Source organism: Mesorhizobium sp. B2-4-3, from assembly GCF_006442815.1.
Taxonomy (GTDB): domain Bacteria; phylum Pseudomonadota; class Alphaproteobacteria; order Rhizobiales; family Rhizobiaceae; genus Mesorhizobium.
This window is the reverse complement of record NZ_VFVL01000001.1, coordinates 268,324-283,888: the sequence shown is the minus strand read 5'-3', so window position 1 is coordinate 283,888 and position 15,565 is coordinate 268,324. Positions and strand designations below refer to the sequence as shown.

Here is a 15,565-nt window from a genome sequence, read left to right as displayed (position 1 = left end):
GGGGCCGTCAGGCCATCATTTCCTATTGTCAGGCCGTGAGGGCAAGCGGTTCGCGGGCGGCGGCACACAACGCGCTTGCCTTGTCGCGCGGCGCGGGCCTGCCGAAGAAATAGCCCTGGAAGCGGCTGCAGCCGGCGGTCCTGGCGAGGGTGAATTCCTCAGCGGTTTCGACGCCTTCCGCGACGATGGCGATGTCCTGGATGCGGGCGATCTGGGCAAGTGCGGAAACGAAGATCTGCGCCACCTGGTCATGGGCGAGGCTGCGGATGTAAGAGCGGTCGATCTTGACGCTGTCGATGGGCAGCGACTTCAGATAGTTGAAGCCGCAATGGCCGGTGCCGAAGTCGTCCAGCGCAATGTGGAAGCCGAGGCCGCGCAGCGCCTCCAGGCGCCTCAGAACCTCGGGCGTCGCGGCCGTCGCCACCGTCTCGGTGATCTCGATGATGAACTGCGATGCGGACCGGCCGGTTTCGCGCAGGATCCGGTCGCACATCGTCACGATCTCATCGCGCTTCAACTGCTCGCCCGAGACGTTGATCGAGATGCGACGTCCGGGAAAATGCCCGACATCGGCACAGGCGCGCTTGAAGACCCACTCGCCGATCATGTCGATCAGCGTCGAGCGCTCGGCGATCGGGATGAATTCCGCCGGCGAGATCAAACCGCGCACCGGGTGACGCCAGCGGATCAAGCCTTCCAGCGCGTCGACCGAGCCGTCGGGATCGACGATCGGCTGATAGTGCAGCTCCAACTCGCCGAGATAGACCGCGGCGCGCAGCTCGCGTTCCACCAGCCGGCGATAACGCTTGTCCGACAGCATCTCCTCATCGAAAACGGTGATGCGGCCGCGACCGGCGGCCTTGCTTTCGTAGAGCGCGAGATCGGCCAGCAGCATCAATTCAGCGCCGTTCGAAGCATGCGACGGCGCGAGCGCGACGCCTACCGAGATCGAGAGGGGAATGATCTTGCCTTCATGTCTCTTGCCGGCACGCATCGCATCCAGCAGCCGACGCGCGTCCTTGCCGATAATGGCGACGTCGCCATGCGGAACCATGATGCCGAACTCGTCGCCGCCGAGCCGGCCGATGACGCCGTCCTCGAAGATGCGTTGCGCTTCCGCGACCAGATGCGCCAGCGCCAGATCGCCGAACTGATGGCCGAACGTGTCGTTGAGCTGCTTGAAATGATCGAGGTCGATCAAAAGCAGGCTTGCCTGGCGACGGTTGCGCGAGCCACCCAGCCAGTCGCCCAACGCTTCAATGAAATAGCGCCGGGTCATGGCCCCGGTCATGGCATCGCCGGTGAGAAAGCGATGCTTCTCGGCCTCGGCATCCGCGGCCGACTGCAGGCGCTGGACGACGCTCGAGCGCATATACATCAACACCAGAAGCGCCATTAAGGTCGATGCCACCGATACCGCCAGCGCGCCTGCGCGGGAAGCGTTCTCCGTCAGCGCGAAAGCCGCAAGCCCGGTGGCGGCGATGCTCATCACGAGCAAAGCCTGGATGCCGCGATAGATACGGCCGCTGTGATCCTTGATTGTCGCCAAGATACTCATGTCCGCGCCCCCACAGCACGCGACATGGCTAGGGCGTCAGCCGTTAACAAACGCTGAGTTCGGCGACCGATCCGTAGCATTAATCAGCGCTGGATTGGGCGGTGGCATTTTATGGTTAAAAAGCAACGATTTATGACAGTTTATTGACCGGCTAACGAGCCTCTATCGCCGGACCTTGACGCGGTCGTCAGGCGGCTGAAAAAGGCCGGTTGCGTCAACAGCGCATCGGGATGAAACTGCTTCGCAAGACGAGGCTGGAGCGGTTCACCGTCTCACGGAAACGGCGAAACGCTTCATCTCCTTGTTTTTACGCAATTCCGGACGGAAGGTTACGGCGAAGGCGCCGAACTTAACCGCTCACACTTTTCCTGGAATTGCCCCAGCGAAGCATTATTCGAGAAGGATTGGACGATGAAGATCATTGCGTGCGGCTCGGTGCCGACAGTCATCGCGCCGGACAAATACTTTACCGGGCGGGTATTGCAGACGCCGATCGTCGAGAAGGAGGCGCCGGCAAGGCTCAGGGCGACGCTGGTCAGCTTCGAGCCCGGCGCGCGCACGCATTGGCACACGCACCCGCTCGGACAGACGCTCTATGTCACCTCCGGCGCCGGGCTTGCACAGACCTGGGGCGGGCCGATCGAAGAGATCAGGGCAGGGGACGTCATCTCCTTCGCCCCCGGCGAAAAGCACTGGCACGGTGCCGGGGCGAAAACCGCCATGACGCATATCGCCATGCAGGAGGCGCTGGACGGCGTCCACGCCGACTGGCTGGAAGAGGTGACGCAGGAGCAATATGGCAGCTGAGGCCAATAAAAAACCCGGCCGAGGCCGGGTTTTCCGATGTGACAGCGTGTGCGCGATCAGGTCAGCGACGCGGTAAAGCGCTGGATGCGCGTGCAGGCTTCTTCCAGCAGCGCGTCCGAGGTGGCGTAGGAGATGCGGAAGTTCGGTCCCAGACCAAAGGCCGAGCCGAACACCACCGCCACACCTTCGGCCTCGAGCAGCTCCGCGCAGAAGGCCTCGTCGGTGTCGATGACCTTGCCGGCTTTGGTCTTCTTGCCGATCAGCTGAGCGCAGGACGGGTAGACATAGAAGGCGCCTTCGGGCGAGGGGCAGGAGATGCCGCGCGCCTGGTTGAGCATCGAGACGACAAGGTCGCGCCGGCCCTGGAAGATCGCCTTGTTCCTGGCAATGAAATCCTGCGGCCCGTTGAGCGCCTCGACGGAAGCCCATTGCGCGATGGTGCAGGCGCCCGACGTCTGCTGGCCCTGGATCATGTCCATTGCCTTGATGAGCGGCACCGGGCCGGCGGCATAGCCGATGCGCCAGCCGGTCATGGCATAGGCTTTCGACACGCCGTTCATGGTCAGCGTGCGCTCATAGAGGCTCGGCTCGACCTCGGCGATGGTCTTGAAGACGAAATCGCCATAGGTCAGGTGCTCATACATGTCGTCGGTCAGCGTCCAGACATGCGGATGTTTGAGCAGCACGTCGGCCAGCGCCCGCAGCTCGGCCTCCGTGTAGGCGGCGCCCGAGGGGTTCGACGGCGAATTCATCAACAGCCATTTGGTCTTCGGCGTGATCGCCTTTTCCAGCACTTGCGGTGTGAGCTTGAAGCCGTTGTCGATCGAGGTGTCGGCGAACACCGACGTGCCGCCGCAGATCGCCACCATTTCGGGATAGCTCACCCAGTAAGGGCGGGGGATGACGACTTCGTCGCCAGGGTTCAGCGTCGCCATGAAGGCGTTGAACAGGATCTGCTTGCCGCCGGTGCCGACGATGGTCTGCTCCGGCCGGTAGTCGAGGTTGTTCTCGCGCTTGAACTTCCTGGCGATCGCCTCGCGCAGCGGCACGATGCCGGAAACCGGCGGATATTTGGTCTCGCCGCGGCGGATCGCCTCGATCGCCGCGTTCTTGATGTTGTCGGGCGTATCGAAATCCGGCTCGCCGGCGCCGAGGCCGATCACGTCACGGCCGGCATTTTTCAGCTCGCGCGCTTTCTGCGTCACCGCGATGGTCGCGGAAGGCTTAACGCGGGAAAGGGCGTCGGCGAGAAAGGCCATGACAAAATGTCTCCTAGGAAAGCGGCCAGGAGCGGCCGCGGCGCCTCTCATGTCGCATCGTGGCGCGGAGCGCAAGCATTGTGCGATGAGCCAGAGGTCAAGGAGGCGTGACCAAAGTCAGCCTGCGTGAGCGGCAACGCTAAATTCATCAACGGCCGGTAAACCCTTGGCTGGCAGGATCGCAGATCGGATTGCGCCTGTTCGCGGAGCGAGAAACCTTGTCGCGCAGCATCGGACTTGCCCACACCATCCGTCATGATGACGGCACCTCGACCGGTGTCTGGGGCATCTATACGCTGCAGAGCGCGTTCCAGCCGATCTTCGCCTTCAAGGAGGGCAAGCTTTCGGTCACCGCTTTCGAGGGGCTGATCCGGCCGTTCCGCGACGGCGAGCCGCAGTCGCCGGGGACATTTTTCGGCACCTGCCCGGCGGCCGACCGGCTGCATATCGAGGCGCTGACGCGCACTCTGCATCTTCTGAACGCCGGTGCCTGCCTCCCACAAGAGGCGTCCATCTTCGTCAATTTCGACCCGTCGGTCTTCACCGATCGCAGCATCGCCGACAAGGCCCTGCGCGACATGCGGCTGGTGCTGCACGAAGCCGGCATCGATCCGCGCCGTATCGTCTGCGAGGTCACCGAGCAGAAGTCGGCTTCGCAGGAAACACTCTACGATTTTGTCGAGGCGCTGAGGGCCAACGGCTTCCGCATCGCGGTGGACGACTACGGCGCCGATGAATCCGACATCAACCGGATCAAGGAACTCAAACCCGACATCGTCAAGTTCGACGCGCATTGGATCACCCAACTGATGGAGTCCGGCGCTGGCTTCGCGTTGCTGACGGCGATGGTGCAGAGCTTCGAGAACCAGGGCATCCGCACCGTCTTCGAAGGCATCGAGGAAGGCTGGCAGCTGGAGCTTGCCGAGAGGTCCGGCGCCTCCATGGTGCAGGGCTATGTGCTTGCCCGGCCGGAACTTGCCCCCACCAGCTTTCGCATTTTCAGCAAGGATGCGCTGCCTTCGACCGGAGACAGCAAGGCATCGGCCGCCGCAAGCCCGGCGGCTGCAAAGCTGCATGGGCGGCCGGCAAGGGTGTTCGGGCGCAAGGTCACGCCATGAGCGAACAGCCAGACAGGCGGCGCAACGTCGCCGAGGCGATCTTCGCCGACGAGATCGGCCTCCAGTTCGGCGTCTATGGCGAGTTCCGGCTGTGGAGCGCCTATCAGCCGATTTTCGCGCCGGAGGGCAAGGTGCTCAGAGCCGTCGCCGTCGAGGGGCTGATCGAGCCGCGCCGAGTCGCGCAGCCGGTAGCCTCTTCGGTCTTCTTCGGCGGCATTCCCGCGCCCGACCTGCTGTTTGTCGAAACGATGTGCCGGATGCTGCATCTCGGCAATTATCGCAACATCGGTGTCGAGGGATTGACGCTGTTCTTCAACTATAATCCGACCATCAACGACCATCTCGGACGGGCGCTCGCCGAGATCCGGCTGATGACCAGGCATCTCGGCGATTGGGAGCTTGAGCCCAGCCTGCTGGTCTGCGAGATCACCGAGCAGGCAGCCGACGACCAGGTTCTTGCCAGCCTGGTGCGCGAAATGCGGCGCGACGGCATCCGCATCGCCATCGACGATTTCGGCACGGGGCATTCGACCGAGGCCCGCATCGATCTGCTTGCGCCCGACATCGTCAAGATCGATGGCGCCTGGTTTGGCGAGCTCTGCCGCCATGCCGCCGCCGAACGCTTCTTCCGGCCGTTGGTGGCGGTGCTGCACGAGCGCGGCGCCAAAGTGCTGGTCGAGGGCATCGAGAACGCACGGCATTTGCGCGTCGCGCTCGAGGGCGGCGTCGACCTGCTGCAGGGTTTCCATCTCGCCCGTCCGGCGCTCGCCGGCACGATCTTCAAGGAAGAACCGCTTTCCGTCGACGCCCTGCTCGGCGCCGTCAACAAGGTCGTGCCCCTGCATCAGCATCGCTGATGCAGACCAAAGAAAACGTATCAGCATCGCTGATGAAGCGGGACTTCAAAGGACGCATCAGCGCCGCTGATGTTTCGTCTCAAAAACAAATCACTGGATGGGAACTAGCCGCGCGCGTTAGAGCGTTCCCAGGAGACGCGAGAGGGCAACAGGCATGATCCTTTACGATATGGCCGACAGCGGCAATTGCTACAAGCCGCGGCTGTTGATGGCGAAGCTCGGCATCCCCTTCACCCGGGTCGAGGTGAGCTCGCATACCGGCGAGACGCGCAAGCCCGACTATGTCGCCAAGAATCCGAATGCGATGGTGCCGATGCTCGAGCTCGACGACGGCAGGCGCATCGCCGAGAGCAACGCCATCCTGCTCTACCTCGCGGAAGGGACGCGCTTCCTGCCGGCCGACAAATACGAACGCGCATTGGCTTACCAATGGCTGTTCTTCGAGCAATACAGCCATGAGCCCAATATCGCGGTGCGCAAGGCGCTTTTGACTTTCCCGGAGCGGGCGAAGGACGCGACGGCGGAACGATTGGCGCAGACGCTGGAACGCGGCAACAAGGCGCTCGGCGTGATGAACAGCCACCTGCAGCAAAACGCGTTCTTTGCCGGCAGCGCCTACAGCGTCGCCGACATCGCTTTATATGCCTATACCCACACCGCCGGGATGGGCGGCTTCCAGCTCGACGCCTATCCGGCGGTCGCCGCCTGGCTGAAGCGGGCCGAGGCGGACAAGGGGCATGTGCCGATCGAGTGGAAGGGATAATTCCTTACGCGGTCGCCGCATTGCACCTGACCTGTACGGGTGGCCAACGAGCCGCTCGGTATGCATACGGCCGTAAGCAGCTATTTCAAAAGGCGTTCATATTCCGAGTGAGTGCCGATCCAAAACCAGATCATGTCGTCCTGGTCACGGACTGCAACAGCACGATAGTCCAGATCAACTCGAGCTGACCAATAACGTCCAACCCGCTTGAAATGGAGCGAAGGATGAAACGGATCTGCACGCAGCTTGGCGAAGCTGCTGTCAGCCTTCATCTTGATTGCTTTAGGTAGTTTATCGTAGGCATCCCAAAACGCAGGGGCGGCAAAGTGGTTCACAGGGGTCGGGTCCGACCCGCGCGATGGTCAGCCAGTGCTTGTTCTGCAAGCTTGTCCAGCCGGCCCGCCTTCGCGTCGGCTTCGATCTGCTTGTCCCACAAATCGGCCCGCAGAGCCTCGAACCAGGCGGCAAATGCCTTCAGCTCTTCAGGGCTCAGTTCGGCGACGGATTTTTCGATCTGTTCAAGCTTGGTCATGCGCCAATGGTACCATTATTGGGCTAAAATGGTACCACCAGTGGGACCATTCAACCCAGACAGCAACTCGCCAAAATCCAGACAACAAAAAAGGCGGGCAATGCCCGCCTTCCTATGCCGGTAGCCTGATCGGGAGCGTCTGGTCCGGGCCGGCAGCTATCTGCTGTTCCAGCTTGTCGGGTCTTTTCGCTCCGGCGCGCTTCTCGCGCGACCGTCAGTACATCCGTGACTTGCCGCGCGCCCCGAACCTTCGTCCGGCGCGCGCCTTTGCTTACGCATTTCTGCAACGCCAAGCGATTCCGCTTGGCTGCAAAATGCTTAAGCCAAATCAGGCTGCCTTGCTAAGAGACCCAGCAGCGGACTTGCCGGTGCGGCGGTCCTGCTCGATCTCGAAGTTGATTTTCTGGCCTTCAGCCAGGCTCGTCATGCCAGCGCGCTCGACAGCGGAGATGTGGACGAAAACGTCCGCGCCGCCATTGTCAGGCTGGATGAAGCCGTAGCCCTTGGTGGCGTTGAACCACTTGACCGTACCAGTTGCCATATAGAATGCCCTTCACATTTGCTTTTGTTTGACCGGACCAACGTCCGGCCGGCGGTATCGAAATTTTGGAGATAGACGTCAGCAAACGCGAAGATCGCGGCCCGATCGATCGGCCAAATTCAATGCTGCGGATATAGGATAGTTTGAGCAAGAAAACAAGACGGGTTGCTTGGACGCTGCCCCGCATCCCGGATCGAGCGGAATACAAGCGTGGAAGTTTTGACAGCGGTCCCGCGTTGTGAAGGGATGGGATGCTTGCCCTTCCGAGGAGAGAAGCCATGAAGACCATTCTGCTTGCCGCCTGCTTCGTGCTGCTGGCCGCCGAGGCGCAGGCGGTGTCGCGCTACGATCCGACACGCATGAGCTGCGACCGGGTGCAGGCGACGATCGCAAGACAGGGGGCCATCATCCTGCGCTACCAGTCGACGCGCGTGCCGGGGCTGCCGCTCTACGACCGCTATGTTCGCGACGAGCGCTTCTGCAACGCGGGCGAAGTGAGGGCGCGCGCCTATGTGCCGAGCGCCGACACCAGGTCCTGCATGGTCTATGTCTGCAAGCGTCCGGATTTCGAGCGGCGCTTCCGCCGGCGGTTCCTGCAGGACTGATACGCAGCGCTTTAGAACCCGAATGAGGCCTGCGTCGCCGGCGGTGGGCCGACGCGCACGCCTTCCATGGCCAGCATCTTTTCCTTGGTGGCCGAGCCGCCGGGCGCGGAGAAGCCGCCGATCTTGCCGCCGGCCGCCAGGATGCGATGGCATGGAATGACCAGCGGCACCGGATTGGCGCCGAGCGCCGCGCCCGTTTCGCGCGGAAGGCCGGCATGGCCGGCGCGCTTAGCCAGTTCGCCGTAGGTGGTGGTCTCGCCGAAGCGGAGCTTGCGCGCCGCGTCATAAATGGCGAGGCGGAAATCGTCGATGCCGTCGAGATCGACCGGCACGCTGGAGAAGTCGATGTCCTCGCCGGCTGCATAGGCCTTGATCGAGGCGATCAGCTTGACCACCCAGGACGGCTGGTCTGTCGAGGCTGAGACGCCGGGGTGGCGAAGCAGCCGGCGCTCGACCGCTTCGCGGCTGCGTTCCGGCAGGCAAAGCCGGATCAGGCCCTTCTCGCTCCAGGCGATGCCCATGAAGCCGATCACTGTTTCTAACACTGCGTGGCCGGCCGTGATCTGGGATGTGGGTTTCATGACGTATTCCTTCCGCAAAACAGCGAAAAACGAGTACATATCCAGAACAATATGGCACTTCGGCCCTGTTGTCGCCACCCGAAAACCGCCTGGTGGCCCCGATTGCCGGGTGTGAATCGCTGGTGTAAGGACTTCTTAACAACCGACAACCGGACCCGCACGGCTTGGCAGCGAAAATCATAATCACCGCGCTCGGCGTGCTCGTTGCCGCTGCTGGCCTGAGCGGTTGCACCTCGACCTCGCAGATGAAGGCCGCGCCCGCGCTTGCGGCGGCATCGACGCCTGTCGCCGCGGACGACACGCCGACGCTTGCGCTGCCCGAAACGGTGGCCGTATTGCCGGAGCCGTCCGGCCTCGCGCAGGTGCAGACCGTGGCGCTGGCCGGTGATGCCGCTGCAGCGGCAACCATGCCAGGCTCGCCCGCGACGCAAGGCGCACCCGCGACGCATGGCGCGCCCGCGACGCAAAGCGCACTGTTGCCGCCGCCTGTCCAACCTGGCGCGCCCGCCGCGACGCTGGCTCAGCCCGCGGCCTTCGCGGGAGCGACGCCGATGGCCGGCCAGTTTCCGCCGCCGCCGGTGCTGACGGCCGGCGGCTCGCCGACCGGCCCTGGATCCATCAGCGGAGCGGCATCCATCAGCCGAGCAGCGGCCTATACGACCGCGGGCGTCGCCATGCCGGTCACCGGCCAGTCGGCGAAAGTCGCCCCGATGCCCGGCGTCCAGCAGGTCGCCTATATGGTGCCCGAAAATCCGGCGCTGCTTGCGGCACCCAGCCAACCCGAGCAGCACGCCAGCGGCCCGCGCGGCGAGATCGAACGGCTGATCGAGAAATATTCGGCGATCTATGAGGTGCCGATCGACCTGGTACGCCATGTCGTCAATCGCGAAAGCACCTTCAACCCGAAAGCCTACAATCACGGCCATTGGGGACTGATGCAGATCAAGCACGCGACGGCGCGCGGCATGGGCTATGACGGACCGGCGACCGGCCTGTTCGACGCCGAGACCAATCTCAAATATGCGGTCAAATATCTGCGCGGCGCCTGGCTGGTTTCGGGTGGCAACGCCAAGCGGGCCGACACGCTCTACCAGACCGGCTATTACTACGACGCCAAGCGCAAGGGGCTGCTCGAGGCGACGGGCCTGGGCGTCGATCGCAAGCGGCATCGCCTGCCACCCGACGCCTGAGCGGGCGGTCCGGTCCCGCGCGGCCGTTTCGAGACAGCGCCATGCATGAAAACACAACGCCCCGCCCGCCGGCTCCCAACGACATCCGCCTGCGCAAGCTGCTCGACGATACGCTCACCGCGCCGCACTGGCCGGAGGGCTTCGTCATGCGCGCGTTCGAGCAGCGGGACGCGTCAGAGACGGAGCATGATGTTGCCCGAAAACCGCTTCACACTTTTCGGCATCATGCTCTGGCCTTGCACGCGCTGCTGGAAGAGGTGTTCGACGACGGCACCGACGGGCCGTTCGACGAATGGTGGCCGCGCATTGCCGGCAATGCGGAATTCGACCCCGCCCTCTGTTTCCTGGCGATCGACGGCAAGGGCCTGCTGGCGGGCGCGGCGCTTTGCTGGACGTCCGGTTTCGTCAAGGACCTCGCCGTCCATCCGGAATCGAGACGGCAGGGCCTCGGCGAGGCGCTGATGCGGCACGTGTTCCTGACGTTTCGCGAGCGCGGGGCGGCCCATGTCGATCTCAAGACCAACGCGGTTAAGAACACGGCGGCCTTCAGGCTCTACGAGCGGCTCGGCATGACCCCGGTCGACTGGGAGGGCTGACGCGCAAAGCGCGGCGTTGCAACCGCCTGCGCGCGAGCATTGTGAACTTCTTCACATAGGCTGACGTTAGGGCATGCTAATGCGTCGTCGTGCCGGGCGGCCGATCGGCGGATCGACGCGGGCAAGGCGTCGGAGGAGGCTGTGCCGGCATGCGTCAGCCACTCCCAGGCGGGCTCCGGGGCGGGGGTTTCGGAGCCCGTCCGCTTTGCGTGAAGCGAGGCGGACGGAACGGGCCGCCGACGCGGTCGAGCCAACCGAGATCGGCTTCACCGACCCGCCGGCCCGGTCAGCGCGCACAAGCGCGGGAACCCTAAGCGGCGTCGCGCATTCAACGCAGGGGCCTTGATGAGCCGCGACCTGTGCGTCGCTGGCCGCTGAGGGAGGTCCGCAACCCCGTGAAACTCGCTTTAGCATTCCTGGCCGCCGGCATCCTGCTGGGCGCTGTTCAAGCGCGAGCCGTGGAACTGTCGATCGTGTCGGGCGATACCGGCAACGGCATCAAGGTGCTGCGCGAGATACTCGATCGTTACGAGAAGAAGAGCCGCAACAAGGTCGACATCGTCGTCATTCCGCCTTCAACCACCGACCAGTTCGGTCAATACCGGCTCTGGCTCGCCGCCGGCAGCAGCGATATCGACATCTACCAGACCGACGTGATCTGGGCGCCGCAGCTTGCCAGCCAGTTGGTCGACCTGACCGAGGCGACCAGGGATGTGGTGGGTGAGCATTTCCCGTCGATCATCCAATCACAGACGGTCAACGGCAGGCTGGTCGCGCTGCCGATCTTCACCGACGCGCCGGCGCTCTACTACCGTAAGGATCTGCTCGACAAATATGGCGCCAAGGTGCCGACCACCTGGAAGGAGCTCGCCGATACCGCGAAGCTTGTGATGGACAAGGAGCGGGCGGCCGGCAACAGGGATCTCTGGGGCTTCGTCTTCCAGGGCAACGCCTATGAGGGGCTGACCTGCAACGCGCTCGAATGGGTGATGTCGAATGGCGGCGGTCGGATCATCGAGCCGGACGGTGAAATCTCCATCGACAATCCAAAGGCGGCTGCGGCGCTCGACATGGTCAAGGGTTGGATCGGCACCATCGCGCCGCCGGGCGTGCTCGCCTATCAGGAGGAAGAAGCGCGCGGCGTCTGGCAGACAGGCAATGCCGTCTTCATGCGCAACTGGCCCTACGCCTATGCGCTCGGCAACAGCGAGAATTCGCCGATCAAGGGCAAGCTCGACGTGGCGCCGCTGCCGGCCGGCGAAGGCGGGCATCCGGTCGCCACGCTCGGCGGCTGGAACCTTGCGGTCTCCAAATATTCGAAACATCCGGACGCTGCGATCGAGCTGGTCAAGTTCATCGCGTCGCGCGAGATGCAGAAATACCGGACACTCAAAACGTCCAACCTGCCGACCATTCCGGCGCTCTATGACGACCCCGACATTGCCCGGCAGCAGCCGATCGTGCCGCGCTGGAAAGAGATTTTTCTCAACGCGCAGCCAAGGCCCTCGGCAACCGCCAGGATCAAGTACAACGAGGCATCCAGCCAGTTCTGGACGGCCGTGCACGACACGATCTCCGGCCAAGGCACCGCCGCCGACAACCTGGCCGATCTCGCGGCGAGGCTGACCAGGCTGAAAGGCAAGGGCTGGTGAGCGCGGCAAGGCGATCGCCGCTGACGCGCCAACGCGTGCGCACGGCCTGGCTGTTTCTCGCGCCGATGCTTCTCGTGCTCGCCGCCGTTGCCGGCTGGCCGTTCCTGCGCACGGTCTATTACAGCTTCACCGATGCTTCGCTGGCCGACCTGGACGCGCGGCAATGGATCGGCTTCGACAATTACTTCTCGGTGTTGCGCCTGCCGAGCGGCCGCCTGCTCTATGACGGGTTGCTGGTCGATCCGGTCTGGTGGCGCGCGGTGTGGAACACGGTGCGCTTCGCCGTGGTGTCGGTGGCCTGCGAGACGGCGCTGGGCATGGTCGTGGCGCTTGCGCTCAACGCCGAATTCCCTGGACGCGGCATCGTGCGGGCTGCGATCCTCGTTCCCTGGGCGATCCCGACCATCGTCTCGGCCAAGATGTGGCAGTGGATGCTCAACGACCAGTTCGGCATCATCAATGTCGCGCTTCTCAATCTCGGCCTGATCGACACCAAGATCGCCTGGACTGCCAATGCCGACACCGCGATGATCGCTGTGCTGATCGTCGATATCTGGAAGACGACGCCGTTCATGGCGCTGCTGATCCTGGCGGCCCTGCAGATGCTGCCGCGCGAGATCCTCGAGGTGGCGAAGCTGGATGGCGCGAACCCGTGGCAGATCTTCTGGCGCGTGACGCTGCCGCTGATCCGCCCGGCGGTGATGGTCGCGGTGATCTTCCGCGCGCTCGACGCGCTGCGCATCTTCGACCTGATCTATGTGCTGACGCCCAACAACGTCCAGACCAAGTCGATGTCGATCTTCGCGCGCGAGAACCTGTTCGAGTTCGACAAGTTCGCCTATGGCTCCGCCGCTTCGACGCTGCTTTTCCTGATCATCGGCCTGCTCACCATCGCCTATATCCGGCTCGGACGGCTGAGTTTCGACGGAGGGCGCTGACATGAAAATGCTGAAGCGCGCCGCCTTCTATCTTTTGCTCCTGGCGATCGTCTTCGTCGCGGTGTTTCCGTTCTACTACGCCATCGTCACCAGCCTGAAATCTGGAACCGAGCTGTTCCAGGCGGGCCTGTGGCCGCGATCGTTCAGCCTCGCCAATTACCGCAACGTGCTGAGCGAAGGTCCTTTCCTGCGCAATCTCGTCAATTCGCTGATCGTCTCCGGCGCGGTCGTGGCGATCTCGCTGCTGCTCGGCGTCACCGCGGCCTACGCGCTGGCGCGCATTCGTTTCCGCGGGCGCTCGGCGCTGATGCTGGCCATCCTGTCGGTGTCGATGTTTCCGCAGGTCGCCGCATTAGCCGGGCTGTTCGAGATCATCCGGGCGCTGCACCTCTACAATTCGCTGCTCGCGCTCATCCTGTCCTACATGATCTTCACACTGCCGTTCACCGTCTGGGTGCTCACCACTTTCGTGCGCGACCTGCCGGTCGAGATCGAGGAAGCGGCGATCCTCGACGGCGCGGGAGCGTGGACCATCCTCACGCGCATCTTCCTGCCGCTGATGTGGCCGGCTTTAGCCACCACCGGGCTGCTCGCCTTCATCAGCGCCTGGAACGAGTTCCTGTTCGCGCTCACCTTCACCTCAACCAATACGCAGCGCACCGTGCCGGTGGCGATCGCGCTGCTCTCAGGCAATTCGCAGTTCGAGATTCCGTGGGGCAACATCATGGCCGCCTCGGTGATCGTCACCGTGCCGCTGGTGGCGCTGGTGCTGATCTTCCAGCGCAGGATCGTGTCAGGTCTCACGGCAGGCGGCGTCAAAGGCTAGATGCGACGCAAAAAAGTGACCGGAAAGCGTGTGCCGAAATGTCGGACCAGATCGCGGCGAGCCGTCCTTGGATCGTAGAGCAACCCGCGCCGGGACGCCGGCGCCAAGGAGAAGATCATGATCACCTTTCCCAATGAATCCGCCAAATATCGCACCGCGCGTGAAAAATTGCTGCGCAAGGAAATCGAGCTGCGCCGCGCCATGGAAGCGGTGGCGGAGGCAAGGCGCGCTTTGCCGCCCGGCGGCTTGGTGTCGCAGGACTATGTGTTCGACGCCCTGGACGGCGAAGGCAAGCCGGCGAAGGTGCGGCTGCCGGACCTGTTCGCGCCGGGCAAGGATTCGCTCATCCTCTACCAGATGATGTTCCCGCGTCACCCACAGGAGACGCGCGAGGTGGCGAAAGGCGGCGAGACCGCGAAGCTTGCCCGGCAGGACCAGCCATGTCCGTCCTGCACGGCGCTGCTCGACCAGCTCGATGGTGCGATCGGCCATCTCGAAGCGGCGGGGTTCAACTTCGCCGTGGTCGCCAAGACCGCGCTCGACAATCTGGTAGCGCTCGGCCGCGACCGCGGCTGGAAAAACATGCGGCTCGTATCGTCGGCCGGCAACGCTTTCAAGCGCGACTACAACTCCGAAACGGCCGAGGGCGCGCAGATACCGCTGCTTTCGGTGTTCCACCGCGATGGTGACGGCATCCGGCATTTCTGGTCGTCGGAGCTCGGTTTCGCGCCGACAGAGCCGGGACAGGACCCGCGCGCTATCGGCACCTGCGAGATCCTGTGGAACCTGATGGATTTCACGCCCGAAGGCCGGCCGGACTGGCACGAGCAGCTGCAATATGCCGGGCACGCCCCCGGCGCGCACTGCCACTGATGACGATGCGGGCGCCCGGCCCGCGCGCTTCTTTTCGAGGCAACCTCTTAGGCAACCCTGGGGCCGGTGCCGCGTTGGGGAAGGCGGAGGGGCTGTTTCGGATCGGAGATCGAGATGAAAACGCTGCTGCCCCTGGTCGCCGTCGCGCTTCTTGCCGGCGCGCCCGCCGCGTTCGCCCAGTCGGACGACACCAACACGGATGCCGTCGGACCGATGGTGACCGACAACAAGGTCGACACCCAGACCTTCGTCACGACCGTGCCCAACGCCAATGAATTCGAGATCGAGTCGAGCAAGCTGGCGCAAGAGAAGTCGGCGTCGGCCGACGTCAAGGCTTTCGCCGCGCAGATGATCAAGGATCACGGCAAGGCTGCCGAGGATTTCAAGACCGCGTTGAGCCAGGGCCAGACCACGGCATCGATCAAGCCCGCCGGCCCAGCGCTGCAGCCGAAGGAACAGCAACTGCTCGACGACTTGAAGGCTGCCACCGGCAAGGAATTCGACGCCAAATACATCAAGATGCAGGCCGACGCGCATAAGGACGCGGTGGCGCTGTTTTCCACCTATGCCAATTCCGGCGACGACCCGGCGATGAAGGAATTCGCCAAGAAGACGCTGCCGGTGCTGAAGATGCACGAAAAGCACGTGAAGGACCTGGCGGTGGCGCATCAGTGAGGGAGCAGGAGCTAATCGGCCAGCGACGCGCTCTACGGCCCCCCTCTCTGCCCTGCCGGACTGTCCGGCCCTTCGCTGTCGCTCAGGGCTTTCGTCGCTCGGAAAGCCAAGCAATTGGCTTTCCGCCCGCTGCGCGGACCGCTTCTCAACCCCCTCAAGGGGGAGATTGGCAGCTTCGGCGCCTCGCCTTTCCT

Annotated in this window: 18 protein-coding genes; 12 read left to right on the top strand and 6 right to left on the bottom strand. The window is 63.7% G+C overall.

Annotated elements, in window-relative coordinates; translation table 11 throughout:
* Positions 1-28: 28 nt before the first annotated feature.
* A complete protein-coding gene (locus FJ956_RS01335) occupies positions 29-1,558 on the bottom strand; it encodes an EAL domain-containing protein (protein WP_140676014.1) in 1,530 nt (509 codons plus the stop codon).
* 411 nt (positions 1,559-1,969) lie between these two features.
* Between FJ956_RS01335 and FJ956_RS01330 the strand changes: the two genes are divergently transcribed.
* Entirely contained in the window at positions 1,970-2,365 is a 396-nt protein-coding gene (locus FJ956_RS01330; protein WP_140676011.1) for a cupin domain-containing protein, read from the top strand.
* A 56-nt stretch (positions 2,366-2,421) separates the two neighbouring features.
* Here FJ956_RS01330 and FJ956_RS01325 read toward each other — a convergent pair whose 3' ends face one another.
* Entirely contained in the window at positions 2,422-3,624 is a 1,203-nt protein-coding gene (locus FJ956_RS01325; RefSeq protein ID WP_140676008.1) for a pyridoxal phosphate-dependent aminotransferase, read from the bottom strand.
* Positions 3,625-3,842: 218 nt separating this feature from the next.
* Here FJ956_RS01325 and FJ956_RS01320 point away from each other — a divergent pair, with 218 nt between their 5' ends.
* The 3 genes from FJ956_RS01320 to FJ956_RS01310 all read left to right on the top strand — a co-directional run bounded on the left by FJ956_RS01320 (position 3,843) and on the right by FJ956_RS01310 (position 6,362).
* Positions 3,843-4,742 carry an EAL domain-containing protein gene (locus FJ956_RS01320; RefSeq protein WP_140676005.1) on the top strand — a complete coding sequence of 300 codons (900 nt, stop codon included), beginning with the start codon at positions 3,843-3,845 and terminating at the stop codon, positions 4,740-4,742.
* Positions 4,739-5,599: an EAL domain-containing protein gene (locus FJ956_RS01315; protein WP_140676002.1), complete on the top strand. Its 861-nt coding sequence runs from the start codon at positions 4,739-4,741 to the stop codon at positions 5,597-5,599. Before FJ956_RS01320 ends, FJ956_RS01315 begins: the two co-directional genes overlap by 4 nt.
* Positions 5,600-5,753: 154 nt before the next feature.
* Positions 5,754-6,362, top strand: coding sequence for a glutathione S-transferase family protein (locus FJ956_RS01310; protein WP_140675999.1), 609 nt, complete (start codon positions 5,754-5,756; stop codon positions 6,360-6,362).
* A gap of 80 nt (positions 6,363-6,442) precedes the next feature.
* Here FJ956_RS01310 and FJ956_RS01305 read toward each other — a convergent pair whose 3' ends face one another.
* The 3 genes from FJ956_RS01305 to FJ956_RS01295 all read right to left on the bottom strand — a co-directional run bounded on the left by FJ956_RS01305 (position 6,443) and on the right by FJ956_RS01295 (position 7,435).
* Positions 6,443-6,697, bottom strand: a complete 255-nt coding sequence (locus FJ956_RS01305) for a hypothetical protein (RefSeq protein WP_140675996.1) — start codon at positions 6,695-6,697, stop codon at positions 6,443-6,445.
* Positions 6,694-6,894 carry an iron-containing alcohol dehydrogenase gene (locus FJ956_RS01300; protein ID WP_140675993.1) on the bottom strand — a complete coding sequence of 67 codons (201 nt, stop codon included), beginning with the start codon at positions 6,892-6,894 and terminating at the stop codon, positions 6,694-6,696. The genes FJ956_RS01305 and FJ956_RS01300 overlap by 4 nt, the downstream gene beginning before the upstream one ends.
* A 328-nt stretch (positions 6,895-7,222) precedes the next feature.
* A complete protein-coding gene (locus FJ956_RS01295; protein ID WP_027168154.1) occupies positions 7,223-7,435 on the bottom strand; it encodes a cold-shock protein in 213 nt (70 codons plus the stop codon).
* Positions 7,436-7,713: 278 nt separating this feature from the next.
* Between FJ956_RS01295 and FJ956_RS01290 the strand changes: the two genes are divergently transcribed.
* On the top strand, positions 7,714-8,040 hold the full coding sequence (locus FJ956_RS01290; RefSeq protein ID WP_140675990.1) for a hypothetical protein: 327 nt from the start codon (positions 7,714-7,716) through the stop codon (positions 8,038-8,040).
* A gap of 11 nt (positions 8,041-8,051) precedes the next feature.
* Here FJ956_RS01290 and FJ956_RS01285 read toward each other — a convergent pair whose 3' ends face one another.
* Positions 8,052-8,621 carry a methylated-DNA--[protein]-cysteine S-methyltransferase gene (locus FJ956_RS01285; protein WP_140675988.1) on the bottom strand — a complete coding sequence of 190 codons (570 nt, stop codon included), beginning with the start codon at positions 8,619-8,621 and terminating at the stop codon, positions 8,052-8,054.
* Positions 8,622-8,785: 164 nt separating this feature from the next.
* Here FJ956_RS01285 and FJ956_RS01280 point away from each other — a divergent pair, with 164 nt between their 5' ends.
* The 7 genes from FJ956_RS01280 (at position 8,786) to FJ956_RS01250 (ending at position 15,371) form a co-directional block, all read left to right on the top strand.
* On the top strand, positions 8,786-9,811 hold the full coding sequence (locus FJ956_RS01280) for a lytic transglycosylase domain-containing protein (protein ID WP_246672045.1): 1,026 nt from the start codon (positions 8,786-8,788) through the stop codon (positions 9,809-9,811).
* A gap of 41 nt (positions 9,812-9,852) precedes the next feature.
* Positions 9,853-10,407, top strand: a complete 555-nt coding sequence (locus FJ956_RS01275) for an N-acetyltransferase (RefSeq protein ID WP_140675985.1) — start codon at positions 9,853-9,855, stop codon at positions 10,405-10,407.
* Between the two features lie 395 nt (positions 10,408-10,802).
* Complete coding sequence (locus FJ956_RS01270) at positions 10,803-12,059, top strand: ABC transporter substrate-binding protein (protein ID WP_140675982.1); 1,257 nt, start codon at positions 10,803-10,805, stop codon at positions 12,057-12,059.
* Positions 12,060-12,124: 65 nt separating this feature from the next.
* On the top strand, positions 12,125-12,997 hold the full coding sequence (locus FJ956_RS01265; protein WP_140676172.1) for a sugar ABC transporter permease: 873 nt from the start codon (positions 12,125-12,127) through the stop codon (positions 12,995-12,997).
* A gap of 1 nt (position 12,998) precedes the next feature.
* Positions 12,999-13,823, top strand: coding sequence for a carbohydrate ABC transporter permease (locus FJ956_RS01260; protein WP_140675978.1), 825 nt, complete (start codon positions 12,999-13,001; stop codon positions 13,821-13,823).
* A gap of 117 nt (positions 13,824-13,940) precedes the next feature.
* A complete protein-coding gene (locus FJ956_RS01255; protein WP_140675976.1) occupies positions 13,941-14,696 on the top strand; it encodes a DUF899 family protein in 756 nt (251 codons plus the stop codon).
* A gap of 114 nt (positions 14,697-14,810) precedes the next feature.
* Positions 14,811-15,371: a DUF4142 domain-containing protein gene (locus tag FJ956_RS01250; protein ID WP_140675973.1), complete on the top strand. Its 561-nt coding sequence runs from the start codon at positions 14,811-14,813 to the stop codon at positions 15,369-15,371.
* Positions 15,372-15,565 lie beyond the last annotated feature (194 nt).